The organism is Comamonas nitrativorans, from assembly GCF_042654765.1.
Taxonomy (GTDB): Bacteria; Pseudomonadota; Gammaproteobacteria; order Burkholderiales; family Burkholderiaceae_C; genus Comamonas; species Comamonas nitrativorans.
In genome coordinates, this window is record NZ_JBHSEW010000013.1 from 14,861 (window position 1) to 28,885 (window position 14,025).

Genomic DNA, 14,025 nt, shown 5'->3' on the forward strand with positions numbered 1-14,025 from the left:
AAACACTAAAAACCTTCGACTTCGCAGCCCGTCACCCCCGCCGCTGCCGCTGTAAAAAATCGGCACAGTCCTGCCGATATTGCGTTGCAACATGATGAAATACGCAACAACATTTAACCGAATTGATGAAATGATCAATTTCCCGACCGCCCAGGCATGGGGCTAGCCCCATAGGCAGGAAAAGTGTTTTTATCGATACTTTTGCGCATGTCCACGCTACTTCCTCCCATGCCTTCAGACCAGGATCTGCGCCGTCTGGTGCATTTCTCGGCCAACGATGGCCGCATCTGGCTGTCCGACCAGCGGATGCTGTTGCTGCACATGGCCGCCTTGCACGCCCTGCGCCGCGAGCTGATGGCCACTCTGGGCCGCACGCAGACGCGCCGGGTGCTGATGCGCTCGGGCTACGCCGCCGGCGAACGCGACGCCCTGCTGGCCCGCCAGATTCGCCCCGATGCCAGCCTGTTCGATGGCTTTGCCGTCGGCCCGCAGCTGCACATGCTGGAAGGGGCCGTGCAGGTCACCCCCCTGACCTTTGAACTGGACGAGGCCCGGGGCCATTTCCTGGCCCGCTTCCGCTGGGACCACAGCTGGGAGGCCGAAGTCCATGCCCGTGAATTCGGCCCACAGGACGACCCCGTGTGCTGGATGCTGCTGGGCTATGCCTCGGGCTATACCAGCGCCTTTTTCCGCCGCCCCGTGCTTTACAAGGAAGTGCAATGCGCCGCCTGCGGCCACGAGCATTGCGCCATCGAAGGCCGCTACGCCGAGGAATGGCCCGACGGCGAAGCCATGGCCCGCGACTACGACGCCGACTCCATGCTGGTCAAGCTCGACGAGCTGCAAGCCCAGGTACAGACCCTGCGCACGCAACTGCAACCGGCGGACGAGCTGGGGCCGCTGGTCGGCAGCTCCCCCGCCTTCCAGCGCACCGCCGAGCTGCTGCGCAAGGCCGCCGAAACCCAGGTCACCGTGCTGCTGACCGGCGAAACCGGCACGGGCAAGGAACGCTTTGCCCGTGCCCTGCACGCCATGAGTACGCGGGCGGACAAGCCGTTTGTCGCCGTGAACTGCGCCGCCCTGCCGGCCGAGCTGATCGAAAGCGAGCTGTTCGGTGCCGAAAAAGGCGCCTACACCGGCGCGGCCGCCCCGCGCATGGGCCGCTTCGAGCGGGCCCACGGCGGCACGCTGATGCTCGACGAACTGGGCGAACTGCCCCTGCCCGCCCAGGCCAAGCTGCTGCGCGTGCTGCAAAGCGGCGAGATCGACCGCCTGGGCGCCAGCCAGCCGCGCAAGGTGGACGTGCGCGTGGTGGCCGCCACCAACGTCGACCTGGAACAGGCCGTGCGCGAAGGGCGCTTCCGCCAGGATTTGCTGTACCGCCTGAACATCTACCCCATCCACATCCCGCCGCTGCGCGAGCGCGGCGAGGACATCGGCCAGTTGGCCATGCACCTGCTGCACAAATTCGCCACCCAGCACGGCAAGCGCCTGCTGGGCTTTACCGACCGGGCGCTGGCCGCCATGCAGGCGCACCAGTGGCCCGGCAACGTGCGCGAGCTGGAAAACCTGATCGAGCGCGGCATCATCCTCACCGCCAACGACGAGGAGGTGGACGCCGAGGCGCTGTTCCCCCACCTGAACCTGCCCGCCGGGGCCACGGTGGGGGTGGCCGGGCAACTGGAAGCCACCGCCTGCGACAGCCGGTTCACCGCCCAGTGGTACGACCACCTGCAACAAAGTGGCATGACGCTGGAAGCGCTGGAAAATGCCCTGCTGACCGAAGCCGTGGCCCGCGCCGGCGGCAACCTGGCCGCCGCCGCCCGGGCGCTGGGCCTGACACGCCCGCAACTGAGCTACCGGTTGCAACGCCTGCACGAGCGCTCCGGCCCCCTTCCTTCCTGAGCAGAAACGCATCTTTTATGGCCAAGCGCAGCTTTTCCCACCCCCTCCCCGCCCTGGACATCGGCAGCCCGCCCGCCGATGCCCCGTTCACGCACGCCAACCGCACCCTGATCGAGCAGACCTACGCCACGCTGCGCACCGACATCATCGAAGGCCGCCTGCCCCCGGGCAGCAAGCTGCGCATCGAACACCTGCGCACCCAGTACGCCGTAGGCGCCGGCACCCTGCGCGAAGCCCTGACGCGCCTGGTCAGCGATGCCCTGGTCACCACCGAAGGGCAGCGTGGCTTTCGCGTCGCGCCGATCGCGCTGGAGGAGCTGGAAGACATCACCCTCCTGCGCGTACAGATCGAAACCGAGGCGCTGCGCCTGTCCATCCGCAACGGCGATGCCCGCTGGCGGCGCGAGGTGGAGCAGGCGTATGCCGCCATCTCCACCGTGGAGCCCATCGCCCCGGAGCGACGGCCCCATTGGGAGCAGCTCAACGTCCGTTTTCACGAGGCACTGCTCGGCGGCCACCCGTCGCCCTGGACGCTGCGCGTGCTGCGCCTGCTCTCGCGCCACAGCGAGCGCTACCGCTGCTACGCCATGACCTTGCCGGGCTGCATCCGCGATGTCCATGCCGAACACGCCGCCATCGTCGAATACGCCCTCCAGGGCCAGGAAGCCCGCGCCGCCCTGGCGCTGGAGGCGCACATCCGCGCCACGCCCGACCTGCTCATCCGGGCGCTGCGCGAAGGCCGCATCGTGCTGCCGTAATGCCCTCGCGCTGCGCTGGCTTGAAACTATGAATCAAGGAGCTTCTTGCGCAGTCATACAAAAGATTTCAGATACAAAACATGCTGAAATCGTTTGAATACCTTCGGAAAAAGCTATTTTTATTGCTGCGAAAGCCGCCCGTCGATCGCCAGCAGCACCGCCAGCACGGCCTGGCTGGCCGGGCCGCAGCCGCGCTGCGCCCACTCGTATTGCGCCAGCGGATGCACGCTGCACGCGCCGGGCAGCGGCGCCCGGGCATCCAGCAGGGCGTGCAGGCGCGGCAGCAAAATCCATTGCAGCCATTGCTCGATGCGCAGGGTATCGACCATGAACGGCATGGTGGAGGCCAGCGCCTCGGGGCCGGGCGGCATCGGCTCCCAGAAACCGGCGTCGCGCAGCGCCGCTTCCAGGGCGTGCAGCAGGGGGCGCAAATCGGGGGGAAGGTCGTTGGTTTCGCTCATGCCTGCCATTGTCCGCAATGTCCGGCTGCTGCGTTCCGGCCGTGTTTTGCCCGGCTGTTCTACACTTGAACGCCTATGCCGTCTGCTGCCCTCTCCACCCTCTCGCGCCGCCGCTGGCTCCTGGCTGCCGGTGCGGCGGCGGTTGCCGTGCCCGCCCTGGCCCAGGTCGCGGTGGGCAGCGCCTCGCGGCTGCGCCATCTGGTGCCTGCCGAGCAGCTGGAACAATCCGCCGCCCAGCAGTACGCCCAGCTGCTGCAACAGGCCAGGGCCAAGGGCGCCCTGGTGCCCGATGGCGATGCGCAGGTGCAGCGCCTGCAGGCCATTGCCCGGCGGCTGATTCCGTTCACCCCGCCCTGGAACGAACGCGCCCGCCAGTGGCAGTGGCAGGTGGCGCTGATCCGCAGCGATGAGATCAACGCCTTCTGCATGCCCGGCGGCAAGATCGCCTTCTTCACCGGCATCCTGGACAAGCTGCGCCTGACCGACGACGAGGTCGCCATGGTCATGGGCCACGAAATGGCCCACGCCCTGCGCGAACATGCCCGCGAGCAGCTGGCGAAAAACTCGGCCACCGGCATCGGCCTGTCGCTGGGGGCGCAGTTGCTGGGCCTGGGCGACCTGGGCAATTACGCCGCACGGCTGGGCGGGCAGTTGCTCAGTCTGAATTTCAGCCGCAGCGACGAGACCGATGCCGATCTGGTCGGCCTGGAAATCGCCGCCCGCGCCGGTTTCAACCCGCAGGCCGCCGTGCGCCTGTGGGAAAAAATGGGCACCGCCACCGGCAGCAACGGCCAGGGGCTGAACTTCCTCTCCACCCACCCCAGCGGGCCGCAGCGCATCCGCCAGTTGCAGGCCAACGTACCCAAGGTGCAGGGCCTGTACGAGCAGGCGCGGCGGCGCTGACGGCGCCGGGGCTGGCACGCCGCCAAGCCCCCACCGCTGCCAGCCCGGCCCCCAGCGCCTACACTTGGCGCCCTTATGTCTTTGTCTGTTTCTTCTTCGGTGGACGCGGCGGCCACCCCAAAAATCACCGGTTTGCAAGGCCCCTGGCGTCGCGTGGTGTTCGTGGGCCTGTACGAGCTGATTGCCATTTTCTGCGCCAGCGGCCTGTTCATGCTGATCGGCCAGCAAGCGGGCGAATCGGGGGCCATGGCCATTGCGGCCTCGGTCATCGCCATGACCTGGAACGTGACCTTCAACCACTGGTTCGAGCGCTGGGAGCTGCGTCAGGCGGTCAAGGGCCGCTCGCTCAAGCGCCGCATCGCCCACGCCCTGGGGTTCGAGGGCGGGCTGGGGGCCATCCTGATCCCCATCATGGCCTGGTGGTTCGGCATCAGCCTGTGGGAGGCGACGGTGATGGAGGCCGGGATGCTGGCCTTCTTCCTGGTCTATACCTACGCCTTCAACTGGTCGTTCGACCGCATCTTCGGCCTGCCCGCCTCGGCCCAGGTGCAGGCCGGCAGTGCCGCAACACAATAAACGTAGCTGTTTCCGCTGACCAATTAACGACTTCAGGCATCAATCATGCTGAAATCAATGCTACATCAGCGGTAAAAGCTACTTTTTCAGGTACATCGGCAGTCAGCCGAAAGCGCCCGGCCCCGGCCTCCAGCCGCCGCGCCTGGTGGAACAGTTCCTGCGCGGCAGCGTGCGACTCGGCCACCAGACCGGCGTTCTGGCTGGTCATCTGATCGAGGGTCTGCACGGCGGCGCTGATCTGGGCAATGCCCTGGTTCTGCGCCTGCGCCGCTTCGGTGATCGAAGCGATCAGCGCACTGACCTGCTGCACGTCGCTGACGATGCGCTGCATCCGCTGGCCCGCCTGCTGCGCCAGCGCCTGGCCGGACTGCATCTGCGCGGTGGCGTGCGTCATCAGCTTGCGAATCTGCCGGGCCGCCTCGCCGCTGCGCTGGGCCAGTGCCCGCACTTCGGCCGCCACCACGGCAAAGCCCCGGCCCTGCGGCCCGGCGCGGGCGGCCTCGACGGCGGCATTGAGCGCCAGGAGGTTGGTCTGGAAGGCGATGTCGTCGATCACGCCGACGATGGCCGCCACCTGCCGGCTGCTGTGCGCCATGTCCTGCATGTTGCGCACCACTTCCTGCACCACGCTGCCGCCGCTGGCTGCGGCCTCGGCCACGCTGCGGGCGCTGCGGTCGGCATGCAGGGCGTTGTCGGCCGAGCGCGTGACCAGTTCCACCATGCTGTCGATGCTGCCCACGGTGGCACGCAACTGCCTGGTGGCATGGGCCGTGCGGTCGGACAGGGCGCTGTTGTCCTGCGCCATCTGGCTGGAGGCGGCGGCCACGGCCTCGACCCCGCCCTGCACCTCGCCCACCAGTCCGCGCAATTGCTGCGTCATCTGCGCCAGCGCCTGCATGAGCTGGCCCAGGTCGTCCCGGCGCCGGCTGTTCGGCACGTGGCTCAGGTCGCCTGCGGCAATGGTCTGCGCCAGCCGTACCGCCTCGCCCAGCGGGGTGGTGATGGAGCGGATGGCCGCCATGGACAGCAGCGCCCCCAGCAGCGCCATGCACAGGCCCACGCCCGCAGCCAGTTGCTTGGCCAGTGCGCTTTGCGCGTGGCCCTGTTCCAGCACCTCGGTGCGCTGGTGCTGCAAGGTGCCGATCAGCGCATCCTGCGCCTGCACGTAGCGCTGGGCGGCAGGGGTCAGCGCCGTGTCCACCAGGTGCTGCGCCTCCCAGGCCATGCCCAGATCGCGTGCCCGGTAGGCCTGGTCGTACACGTCCAGCACGGTCTTGCGGGCCATGTCCACCTGGGCCAGGCCGTCGCGCTCGGCTGCGCTGCGCACGTCGGCCTGCATCGATTCCTGCAGGCTGCCCGCCTGCGCCATCAGGCCCCGGGCCTTGTGCGAGAGCTGGGCGATCAGATGCTCCTCGGACGAAAGCACGCTGGCCAGCGCCGCCTCGACGCTTTGCAGCGTCAGCGCCTGCCAGCGCAGCGCCTGGTTGATGCGCTGGTCGGTGGCCTGCACGCTCTGGCTGACGCGCTGTTCCACGCTTTGCAGGTAGGCCAGCAGCCCGGCAGCCACCACCGTGCAGCACAGCAGCAGCCCCAGGAACAGGGCCCACATCTTGCGGGCCACGGATAGATTCTGAAAAACACTCAACGACGGCATGTCTGGATCGCTCCTTCCTTGCGGGCACCATGAAAAAAATCGTGAACGGGTTCTTACGATATGCAACATGTATGACGGCGCTGTGACACGCAGGCAGCCGGCGAACGGGCGGGCAGTTAATATCGCGCCCACGTTTTTTTCAAGGATCAATGCGATGGGCCTGTTTACCTGGTCAGAAAAACCTTCCTCGGCGCTGCAGGGCGGCGGAGTCATCGGCCCGGACGAGCGCCTGCCTTGGGCGCAGACCGGCCTGATGGGCGTGCAGCACGTCATCGCCATGTTCGGCTCGACCGTGCTGGCGCCGATCCTGATGGGGTTCGACCCCAATCTGGCGGTGCTGATGAGCGGCATCGGCACGCTGATCTTCTTCCTCATCACCGGCGGCAAGGTGCCCAGCTACCTGGGTTCGTCGTTCGCCTTCATCGGCGTGGTGATTGCCGCCACGGGCTACGGCGGCCAGGGGGCCAACGCCAATATCGGGCTGGCGCTGGGCGGCATCATTGCCTGCGGCGCGGTCTATACCCTGGTGGGGTTGCTGGTGCAGGCCATCGGCACGGGCTGGATCGAAAAGCTCATGCCGCCGGTGGTCACCGGCTCGGTGGTGGCCATCATCGGGCTGAACCTGGCCACCGTGCCGATCAAGAACATGGCGGCGAACAACTTTGAAGCCTGGATGCAGGCCATGACCTTCACCTGCGTGGCGCTGGTGGCGGTATTCACGCGCGGCATGTTGCAGCGGCTGCTGATTCTGCTGGGGCTGATCGTTGCCAGCCTGCTCTACGCCGCCTTCACCAACGGCCTGGGCTGGGGCAAGCCGGTGGACATGAGCGGGGTCGTCGCCGCCCCGTGGCTGGGCCTGCCCAGCCTGCACGCGCCGGTGTTCAGCGCCAACGCCATGCTGCTGATCGTGCCGGTGGTCATCATCCTGGTGGCCGAGAACCTGGGCCACATCAAGGCCGTCACCGCCATGACCGGCAAGAACATCGACCAGTACATGGGCCGCGCCTTCATCGGCGACGGCATCGCCACCATGGTCAGCGGCGCCGGCGGCGGCACGGGCGTGACCACCTATGCCGAGAACATCGGCGTGATGGCCGCCACGCGCATCTACTCCACCGCCGTGTTCCTGGTCGCCGCCCTGCTGGCGCTGCTGCTGGGCTTCTCGCCCAAGTTCGGGGCGCTGATCCAGGCCATTCCGCTGCCGGTGATGGGCGGCGTCTCCATCGTCGTCTTCGGCCTGATCGCCGTCGCCGGGGCACGCATCTGGGTGGACAACCGGGTGAATTTCGCCGACACGAAGAACCTCGTCGTCGCCGCCATCACGCTGATCCTGGGCACCGGCGAGTTCACGCTGAAATTCGGCGACTTCGCCCTGGGCGGCATCGGCACCGCCACCTTCGGGGCCATCGGGCTGCACTGGATTTTGTCGCGGGGGCGATGATACGACTACGTAAGGAATTGATTTTGTAGACCAGTACGGGTTTCTACTGATACCATTTCTTCAGAAATTTAATGAAACCGCCTGAACAGGCGGTTCTTTTTTTACCTTCTGGAGAGAGACGACACCATGAGCCTGGCCGACCGCGTTCGCTTTACCCCCTTTCACAACCGCGTGATGAGCGCAGCCGCCGCTGCGGCCCTCGTCCCCCACGGGGCCAACGTGGGCATGAGCGGCTTTACCGGCGCGGGCTACCCCAAGGCGCTGCCGCAGGCGATTGCCGCCCACGCCACGGCCGAACATGCCCAAGGCAAGCCGTACAGGATCAACGTCTGGACGGGCGCATCCACCGCGCCGGAGTGCGATGGCGCCCTGGCCCAGGCCCACGCCATCGGCCAGCGCCTGCCGTTCAACACCGACCCCATCGCCCGCCAGCAGATCAATGCCGGCGAGATCGACTTCATCGACATGCACCTGTCGCACGTCGCCCAGCACGCCTGGTTCGGCTTTTTCGGCAAGATGAACGTGGCGGTGGTCGAGGTGCTGGGCGTGACGGCGGACGGCCTGCTCATCCCCTCGACGGCGATCGGCAACAACAAGACCTGGCTGGAGATTGCCGACCAGGTCATCCTGGAAGTCAACACCAAGCTGCCCATCGCGATGGAGGGGATGCACGACATCTACTACGGCACCGCCATCCCGCCCCGGCGCATGCCCATTTCCATGACGCACGCCGACAACCGCATCGGCGAGGCGTATCTGAAGGTCGATCCCGCCAAGGTCATCGCCGTGGTGGAGACGCACGGCAGCGACCGCAACAACGTGTTTGCCGAGCCGGATGCCGATTCCAACCGCATCGCCAGCTCCATCATCGACTTCCTCACCCACGAGATGAAGGCGGGCCGCCTGCCCAAACAGATGCTGCCCATCCAGTCGGGCGTGGGCAACGTCGCCAATGCGGTGCTGGCCGGGCTGCTGCACGGCCCATTCGAGCAGTTGCTGGGCTTTACCGAGGTGCTGCAGGACGGAATGCTGGAGCTGCTGCGGGCCGGCAAGATGAGCCGCGCCTCGGCCACGGCGATTTCGCTGTCCAGCAAGGCGTTCGAGGATTTCGAAAAGAACATCGACTTCTACCGCAGCCGCATCATCCTGCGCCCGCAGGAAATATCGAACCACCCCGAGCTGGTGCGCCGCCTGGGCGTGATTGCGATGAACTCGATGATCGAGGCGGACATCTACGGCAACATCAACTCCACCCACCTGATGGGCAGCAGCATGATGAACGGCATCGGCGGCAGCGGCGACTTTGCCCGCAACGGCTACCTGTCGTTCTTCGTCACGCCGTCGGTGGCCAAGGGCGGCAAGATCAGCTGCATCGTGCCCATGTGCTCGCACGTCGATCACACCGAGCACGACACGCAGATCATCGTCACAGAACAAGGCCTGGCCGACCTGCGCGGCCTGGCACCCAAGCAACGCGCCAAGGTGATGATTGAAAAATGCGCCCACCCCAGCTACCGCCCCATGTTGCAAGACTACTTCGACCGCGCCTGCAGCAAAGGGGCGCTGCACACGCCGCACATCCTGACCGAGGCGCTGTCCTGGCACCAGCGCTTCCTGGATACGGGGGACATGCAACCGACGTAATGACAACGTCATCACAGGCGGCTACACTTTTCTGAATTTTTAGAGAAAGGGCCGCCATGACTGCCGCCAGTTTGAAGGCATCGCAACCAGCGCCACAGCGCGAGACGTTGAACCTGCGCATCAAATCCGAAGTGCGTGGCCTGATTGACCGGGCCGCCCAATTGCGGGGCAAGACCCGCACCGACTTCATCCTGGATGCCGCCCGCAGCGCAGCAGAAGAGGCGCTGCTTGACCGCGCCCTGGTGCAAGTCAGCCCCGAAGCCTACGCCGCCTTTGTGCAGCGTCTGGAGCAAGCGCCCGCCGCCAATGCCAGTCTGCAAAAAACCTTGCACACCCCCGCGCCCTGGGATGCGGCATGAGTCTGCAAGCGCCCCAGAGCCTGACGGCAACGCATGATTGCCGGGGCTTCGATTGCGGCGTTACCAGCCTGGACGACTGGCTCCAGCACCGCGCCTTGAAGAATCAGCACTCCGGCGCTTCCCGCACCTTTGTGGTGTGCGAAGGGGGGCAGGTGCGGGCCTATTACGCACTGGCGGCCAGCGCCGTCACGCCCCAGGCCGCCACCGGGCGGCTGCGGCGCAATATGCCCGACCCCATTCCCGTGGTGGTGCTGGGCCGCCTGGCGATTGACCAGCGCCTGCAGGGCCAGGGCCTGGCCCGCGCCCTGGTGCGGGATGCCGCCCTGCGCGTGGTGGCGGCGGCGGATGCGATCGGCATTCGTGGCCTGCTGGTACATGCCCTGTCCGACGCAGCCCGCCAGTTTTACCTGCATGTCGGGCTGGAGCCTTCGCCGCTGGACTCCATGACGCTGATGGCCACCATTGCCGATTTACGCCAGGGTTTGCTGGGGCAAGAGATATAAAAACAATATCTGCTACCGCCGGTATTCATTGGTTTTCAGATAGTTTTGCATCTGAAATACCGATGAACAAAGCGGAAGCAGCTCTCTTTTCAGATACGCGTCGCTTCCATCCCCTGCGCCTGCAGGGCGTGCAGCACCTGCTCGACATGCGCCTGGTTGCGCGTTTGCAGGACGAACTCGATCTCCACGTTCTGCGCGGCCAGCAGGGTGAAGGCGCGTTGGTGGTGTACTTCCTCGATGTTGGCCCCGGCCTCGGCCACGGTGGCGGTGATCCTGGCCAGCACGCCGGGCACGTCGCGGGCGCTGACCTTGATGCGGGCGAGGCGCCCGGAGCGGGCCATGCCGCGCTCGATGATCGAGGCCAGCAGCAGCGGGTCGATATTGCCGCCGGACAGGATCAGCCCGACTTTCTGCCCCTGGAATTTGTCGCCGTGGCGCACCAGCGCGGCCAGCCCGGCAGCGCCGGCGCCTTCGACCAGGGTTTTCTCGATTTCCAGCAGCATCAGCACGGCCTGCTCGATGTCGCCCTCATCGACCAGCAGCAGCTCGTCGACCAGCTCGCGCACCACGGTGCGGGTGAAGTCGCCCGCCGTGGCGACGGCGATGCCTTCGGCGATGGTGGCGTTGCCGATCGGCAGAGGGGGCAGATCGCTGCCCTGCACGGCGTTGAGCATCGAGGGAAAGCGCCGCGCCTGCACGCCGACGATGCGGATGCCGGGCTTGAGCGCCTTGGCCGCCGTCGCCACCCCGGCGATCAGCCCGCCGCCGCCGATGGCGACGATCAGCGTGTCCAGGTCGGGCTGCTCGGCCAGCATCTCCAGCGCCAGCGTGCCCTGGCCGGCGGCCACGGCCTCGTCGTCGAAGGGGTGGATGAAGGTCAGTTGCTGCTGCTCGGCCAGGGCGTAGGCGTGCTGGCGGGCCGCTTCCAGCGTGTCGCCGTGCAGCACCACTTCGGCGCCGAAGCTGCGCGTGCGCTCCACCTTCACGCCGGGGGTGAAGCGCGGCATGACGATCACCGCCCGCACCCCCATGCGCTGCGCGTGGTAGGCCACGCCCTGGGCATGGTTGCCCGCACTCATGGCGACCACGCCACGGGCCTTTTCTTCGGCGGTGAGCAGTTGCAGGCGGTTGGACGCGCCGCGCTCCTTGAACGAGGCGGTGAATTGCAGGTTTTCAAACTTCAGAAACACCTGGGCGCCAGTGATGTCGGACAGGGTCTGTGAGGCCACGCAGGGCGTTTGCAGCACCTGGTCGCGCAGCCGCGCTGCGGCGGCGTGGATATCGGGGATGGTCAGCATGGGGGCAATGGTTTAATAAATTCGTAGCTATCAGCGCTTGTATGGCAAGCGTTTCAGGCGGTTTCGCTTTATAGCGCAGAAATCGAACCGCTGCCGCCCGCAGTCGCCCGTCTGCGGGTTTTCCAGGTCCGTGCGATGGCGCAGCCCGGCCAGGGGCAGGGCAACGGGCGCACAATCGCCCGGCCCCTCCTGGCCAATGTCTGCCCGTGCCTGCCCACGCAGGCTTTGGTTTTTTGCTGGAAAGACTGTGATCCGCCGCACCGAACTGCCCCTTCTCCTGACCGGTTTCCTTGCCACCCTGAGCAGCATCGGCCTGGCCCGCTTCGCCTACACCGCGCTGATGCCGCAGATGGTGCTGTCGCACTGGTTCAACGGGGAGCAGGCGGCCTACCTGGGCGCAGCCAACCTGCTGGGCTACCTGATCGGCGCCGTGCTGGCCGCCCCGTGCGCCGAGCGCTTTGGCGCGGTGCGCGTGCTGACGCTGTCGTGGTGGGCGGTGGCCCTGAGCTTTGCCGCCAGCAGCTGGCCGCAGGGCATGGCGGTTTTCTCCTTCTGGCGCTTCGTGGCCGGGGTGACCGGGGCCATCCTGATGGTGCTGGGGCCGTCCGTGGCGATGAGCGCCGCGCCGCCCGGGCGCCGCGCCTTTCTCGGCCCGCTGATGTTCAGCGGCGTAGGCATGGGGGCGCTGTTTTCCGCGCTGATCGTGCCCGGCCTGATGCCGCTGGGCCTGGGCGCCGTGTGGTGGATGCTGGCCCTGGTCAGCGCCGTGGTCGCCCTGGCCGGGCAAGGGTGCGCCCGCCGCCTGCGCAGCCTGCCGCCGGTGGCGATCACCCCGCAGGCGGCCCCCGGTGCAGCATCCGGCACGGCCCCGCCGTTGTGGACGTGGGTGATCGTGCTGGTGTTCTGCGCCTACATGCTGGACGGCTTCGGCTTTGTCCCGCACACCGTGTTCTGGGTCGATTACCTCACGCGCGAGCTGGGCCTGGGCAGCGGCTATGCGGCCACGCAGTGGGCCTTGTTTGGCCTGGGGGCCATGGCCGGGCCGCTGGCCGTGGCATTCATCGCCCAGCGCTGGGGCTGGTGGCGCAGCATTACCGGGGCGTATCTGCTCAAGGGGCTGGCCATCAGCCTGCCGCTGTTCTGGGTCGGCTGGGTGGGGCACAGCCTGTCCAGCTTTGTCGTCGGGGCGCTGTCGCCGGGCATGTCGGCGATTACCTCGGGGTATCTGATGCAGCTCATCGGCCCGGCGCAGCACAAAAAGATGTGGGGCTACGCCACGGCAGCGTTCGCCCTGCTGCAAGCCACCGCCGGGTATGTGATGGCCTGGATTTACGCCCGCAGCGGCAGCTACCAACTGTTATTCGCCCTGGGCTGCTCGGCGCTGCTGACCGGCTGCGTGCTGGTCGCGCTGACCCGGCCCAAACCAACGCCTCATTCCATTACGAAAGGACTGCCATGACTCCCTGGATGCAACGCCTGGGCCTGCGCCACCCCATCATTCAAGCCCCGATGACCGGCACCGCCACCCCGGAGCTGGTCGCCGCCGTCAGCAACGCGGGCGCTTTGGGCTCCCTGGGCCTGGGCGCCTACGGCCTGGAAAAATCCCGCAGCGAAATCGAACGCACCCGGGCGCTCACCGCCGCGCCGTTCAACGTCAATCTGTTCTGCCACCAGCCGCCCCAGGCCGATGCCCGGCGCGAACAGGCCTGGCTGGACTACCTGGCCCCGGAATTTGCCCGCTTCGGCGCCCAGCCGCCCACGGCCCTGCACGCCATCTATCCCACCGCCCTGGGCAACCAGGCGCTACAGGAACTGATCCTGGCGCAGCGCCCGGCAGTGGTGAGCTTTCACTTCGGATTACCCGAACCCACTTTCCTGGCCGCGCTGCGCGACCAGGGCTGCATCACCATGGCCTGCGCCACCGATCTGGACGAAGCCCTGCACATCGAGCAAGCCGGCATCGACGTGGTGATCGCCCAGGGCGCGGAAGCCGGCGGCCACCGGGGCGTGTTCGACCCGGCACGCGACCAGCACCTGGGCACGCTGGCCCTGGTGCAGCTGCTGGTGCAACGCACGCGCCTGCCGGTGGTGGCCGCCGGCGGCATCATGGACGGCACGGGCATGGCCGCCGCGCTGCAACTGGGCGCGTGCGCGGTGCAGATGGGCACGGCCTTCGTCCCCTGCCCGGAAAGCGGCGCCAATGCCGCCTACCGCGCCGCGCTGCTCGACCCGGCAGTGCCGCGCACGGCGGTGACCAGCGCCATCTCGGGCCGCCCGGCACGCGGGCTGGTCAATCGCTTCCACGCCCTGGGGCAGGCCTACGGCCAGCCGCTGCCCGCCTACCCGCAGGTGTACGACGCCGGCAAGGCCCTGCACCAGGCGGCCAGCGCCCAGGGCTGCCAGGACTTTGCCCCCTTCTGGGCCGGGCAGGGGGTGGCCTTGGCGCGGGCATTGCCCGCCGCCGAGCTGGTGCAGACCCTGGCCACCGAACTGGCGCAGGCGCAAGCCAAAAAAGGCGAATGA

General features: G+C 67.2%; 13 protein-coding genes. 10 read left to right on the forward strand and 3 right to left on the reverse strand.

What is annotated here, in order from left to right:
* Window positions 1-228: 228 nt before the first annotated feature.
* The gene (locus ACFO3A_RS13520; protein ID WP_377727354.1) at window positions 229-1,905 is read left to right on the forward strand and encodes a sigma 54-interacting transcriptional regulator; all 1,677 of its coding nucleotides are present in this window, start codon (window positions 229-231) and stop codon (window positions 1,903-1,905) included.
* 17 nt (window positions 1,906-1,922) lie between these two features.
* Window positions 1,923-2,663 carry a GntR family transcriptional regulator gene (locus ACFO3A_RS13525; protein ID WP_377727357.1) on the forward strand — a complete coding sequence of 247 codons (741 nt, stop codon included), beginning with the start codon at window positions 1,923-1,925 and terminating at the stop codon, window positions 2,661-2,663.
* 119 nt (window positions 2,664-2,782) lie between these two features.
* Here ACFO3A_RS13525 and ACFO3A_RS13530 read toward each other — a convergent pair whose 3' ends face one another.
* Window positions 2,783-3,124, reverse strand: coding sequence for a YqcC family protein (locus ACFO3A_RS13530; RefSeq protein ID WP_377727360.1), 342 nt, complete (start codon window positions 3,122-3,124; stop codon window positions 2,783-2,785).
* A gap of 75 nt (window positions 3,125-3,199) precedes the next feature.
* Between ACFO3A_RS13530 and ACFO3A_RS13535 the strand changes: the two genes are divergently transcribed.
* Window positions 3,200-4,027 (forward strand): M48 family metallopeptidase, encoded by an 828-nt coding sequence (locus ACFO3A_RS13535; RefSeq protein WP_377727363.1) that lies wholly within the window; start codon window positions 3,200-3,202, stop codon window positions 4,025-4,027.
* 75 nt (window positions 4,028-4,102) lie between these two features.
* On the forward strand, window positions 4,103-4,603 hold the full coding sequence (locus ACFO3A_RS13540) for a PACE efflux transporter (protein WP_377727365.1): 501 nt from the start codon (window positions 4,103-4,105) through the stop codon (window positions 4,601-4,603).
* A gap of 43 nt (window positions 4,604-4,646) precedes the next feature.
* Here ACFO3A_RS13540 and ACFO3A_RS13545 read toward each other — a convergent pair whose 3' ends face one another.
* Entirely contained in the window at window positions 4,647-6,257 is a 1,611-nt protein-coding gene (locus ACFO3A_RS13545) for a methyl-accepting chemotaxis protein (RefSeq protein WP_377727367.1), read from the reverse strand.
* Window positions 6,258-6,411: 154 nt separating this feature from the next.
* Between ACFO3A_RS13545 and ACFO3A_RS13550 the strand changes: the two genes are divergently transcribed.
* The 4 genes from ACFO3A_RS13550 to ACFO3A_RS13565 all read left to right on the forward strand — a co-directional run bounded on the left by ACFO3A_RS13550 (window position 6,412) and on the right by ACFO3A_RS13565 (window position 10,204).
* On the forward strand, window positions 6,412-7,698 hold the full coding sequence (locus tag ACFO3A_RS13550) for a solute carrier family 23 protein (RefSeq protein WP_377727369.1): 1,287 nt from the start codon (window positions 6,412-6,414) through the stop codon (window positions 7,696-7,698).
* A 126-nt stretch (window positions 7,699-7,824) separates the two neighbouring features.
* Entirely contained in the window at window positions 7,825-9,342 is a 1,518-nt protein-coding gene (locus ACFO3A_RS13555; protein WP_377727371.1) for an acetyl-CoA hydrolase/transferase family protein, read from the forward strand.
* A 56-nt stretch (window positions 9,343-9,398) separates the two neighbouring features.
* Window positions 9,399-9,701: a type II toxin-antitoxin system TacA family antitoxin gene (locus ACFO3A_RS13560; RefSeq protein WP_377727373.1), complete on the forward strand. Its 303-nt coding sequence runs from the start codon at window positions 9,399-9,401 to the stop codon at window positions 9,699-9,701.
* Window positions 9,698-10,204 (forward strand): GNAT family N-acetyltransferase, encoded by a 507-nt coding sequence (locus ACFO3A_RS13565; RefSeq protein ID WP_377727375.1) that lies wholly within the window; start codon window positions 9,698-9,700, stop codon window positions 10,202-10,204. Before ACFO3A_RS13560 ends, ACFO3A_RS13565 begins: the two co-directional genes overlap by 4 nt.
* A gap of 89 nt (window positions 10,205-10,293) precedes the next feature.
* Here ACFO3A_RS13565 and ACFO3A_RS13570 read toward each other — a convergent pair whose 3' ends face one another.
* Complete coding sequence (locus ACFO3A_RS13570) at window positions 10,294-11,502, reverse strand: threonine ammonia-lyase (RefSeq protein WP_377727377.1); 1,209 nt, start codon at window positions 11,500-11,502, stop codon at window positions 10,294-10,296.
* 247 nt (window positions 11,503-11,749) lie between these two features.
* Between ACFO3A_RS13570 and ACFO3A_RS13575 the strand changes: the two genes are divergently transcribed.
* Together ACFO3A_RS13575 and ACFO3A_RS13580 are read left to right on the forward strand one after the other, a co-directional pair.
* Window positions 11,750-12,961 (forward strand): YbfB/YjiJ family MFS transporter, encoded by a 1,212-nt coding sequence (locus ACFO3A_RS13575; protein ID WP_377727379.1) that lies wholly within the window; start codon window positions 11,750-11,752, stop codon window positions 12,959-12,961.
* Complete coding sequence (locus tag ACFO3A_RS13580) at window positions 12,958-14,025, forward strand: NAD(P)H-dependent flavin oxidoreductase (RefSeq protein WP_377727381.1); 1,068 nt, start codon at window positions 12,958-12,960, stop codon at window positions 14,023-14,025. The genes ACFO3A_RS13575 and ACFO3A_RS13580 overlap by 4 nt, the downstream gene beginning before the upstream one ends.

Coding starts and splice junctions, on each gene's coding strand:
- ACFO3A_RS13520 (WP_377727354.1), top strand. CDS start 229: ATGCCTTCAGACCAGGATCTGCGCCGTCTGGTGCATTTCTCGGCCAAC.
- ACFO3A_RS13525 (WP_377727357.1), top strand. CDS start 1,923: ATGGCCAAGCGCAGCTTTTCCCACCCCCTCCCCGCCCTGGACATCGGC.
- ACFO3A_RS13530 (WP_377727360.1), bottom strand. CDS start 3,124: ATGAGCGAAACCAACGACCTTCCCCCCGATTTGCGCCCCCTGCTGCAC.
- ACFO3A_RS13535 (WP_377727363.1), top strand. CDS start 3,200: ATGCCGTCTGCTGCCCTCTCCACCCTCTCGCGCCGCCGCTGGCTCCTG.
- ACFO3A_RS13540 (WP_377727365.1), top strand. CDS start 4,103: ATGTCTTTGTCTGTTTCTTCTTCGGTGGACGCGGCGGCCACCCCAAAA.
- ACFO3A_RS13545 (WP_377727367.1), bottom strand. CDS start 6,257: ATGCCGTCGTTGAGTGTTTTTCAGAATCTATCCGTGGCCCGCAAGATG.
- ACFO3A_RS13550 (WP_377727369.1), top strand. CDS start 6,412: ATGGGCCTGTTTACCTGGTCAGAAAAACCTTCCTCGGCGCTGCAGGGC.
- ACFO3A_RS13555 (WP_377727371.1), top strand. CDS start 7,825: ATGAGCCTGGCCGACCGCGTTCGCTTTACCCCCTTTCACAACCGCGTG.
- ACFO3A_RS13560 (WP_377727373.1), top strand. CDS start 9,399: ATGACTGCCGCCAGTTTGAAGGCATCGCAACCAGCGCCACAGCGCGAG.
- ACFO3A_RS13565 (WP_377727375.1), top strand. CDS start 9,698: ATGAGTCTGCAAGCGCCCCAGAGCCTGACGGCAACGCATGATTGCCGG.
- ACFO3A_RS13570 (WP_377727377.1), bottom strand. CDS start 11,502: ATGCTGACCATCCCCGATATCCACGCCGCCGCAGCGCGGCTGCGCGAC.
- ACFO3A_RS13580 (WP_377727381.1), top strand. CDS start 12,958: ATGACTCCCTGGATGCAACGCCTGGGCCTGCGCCACCCCATCATTCAA.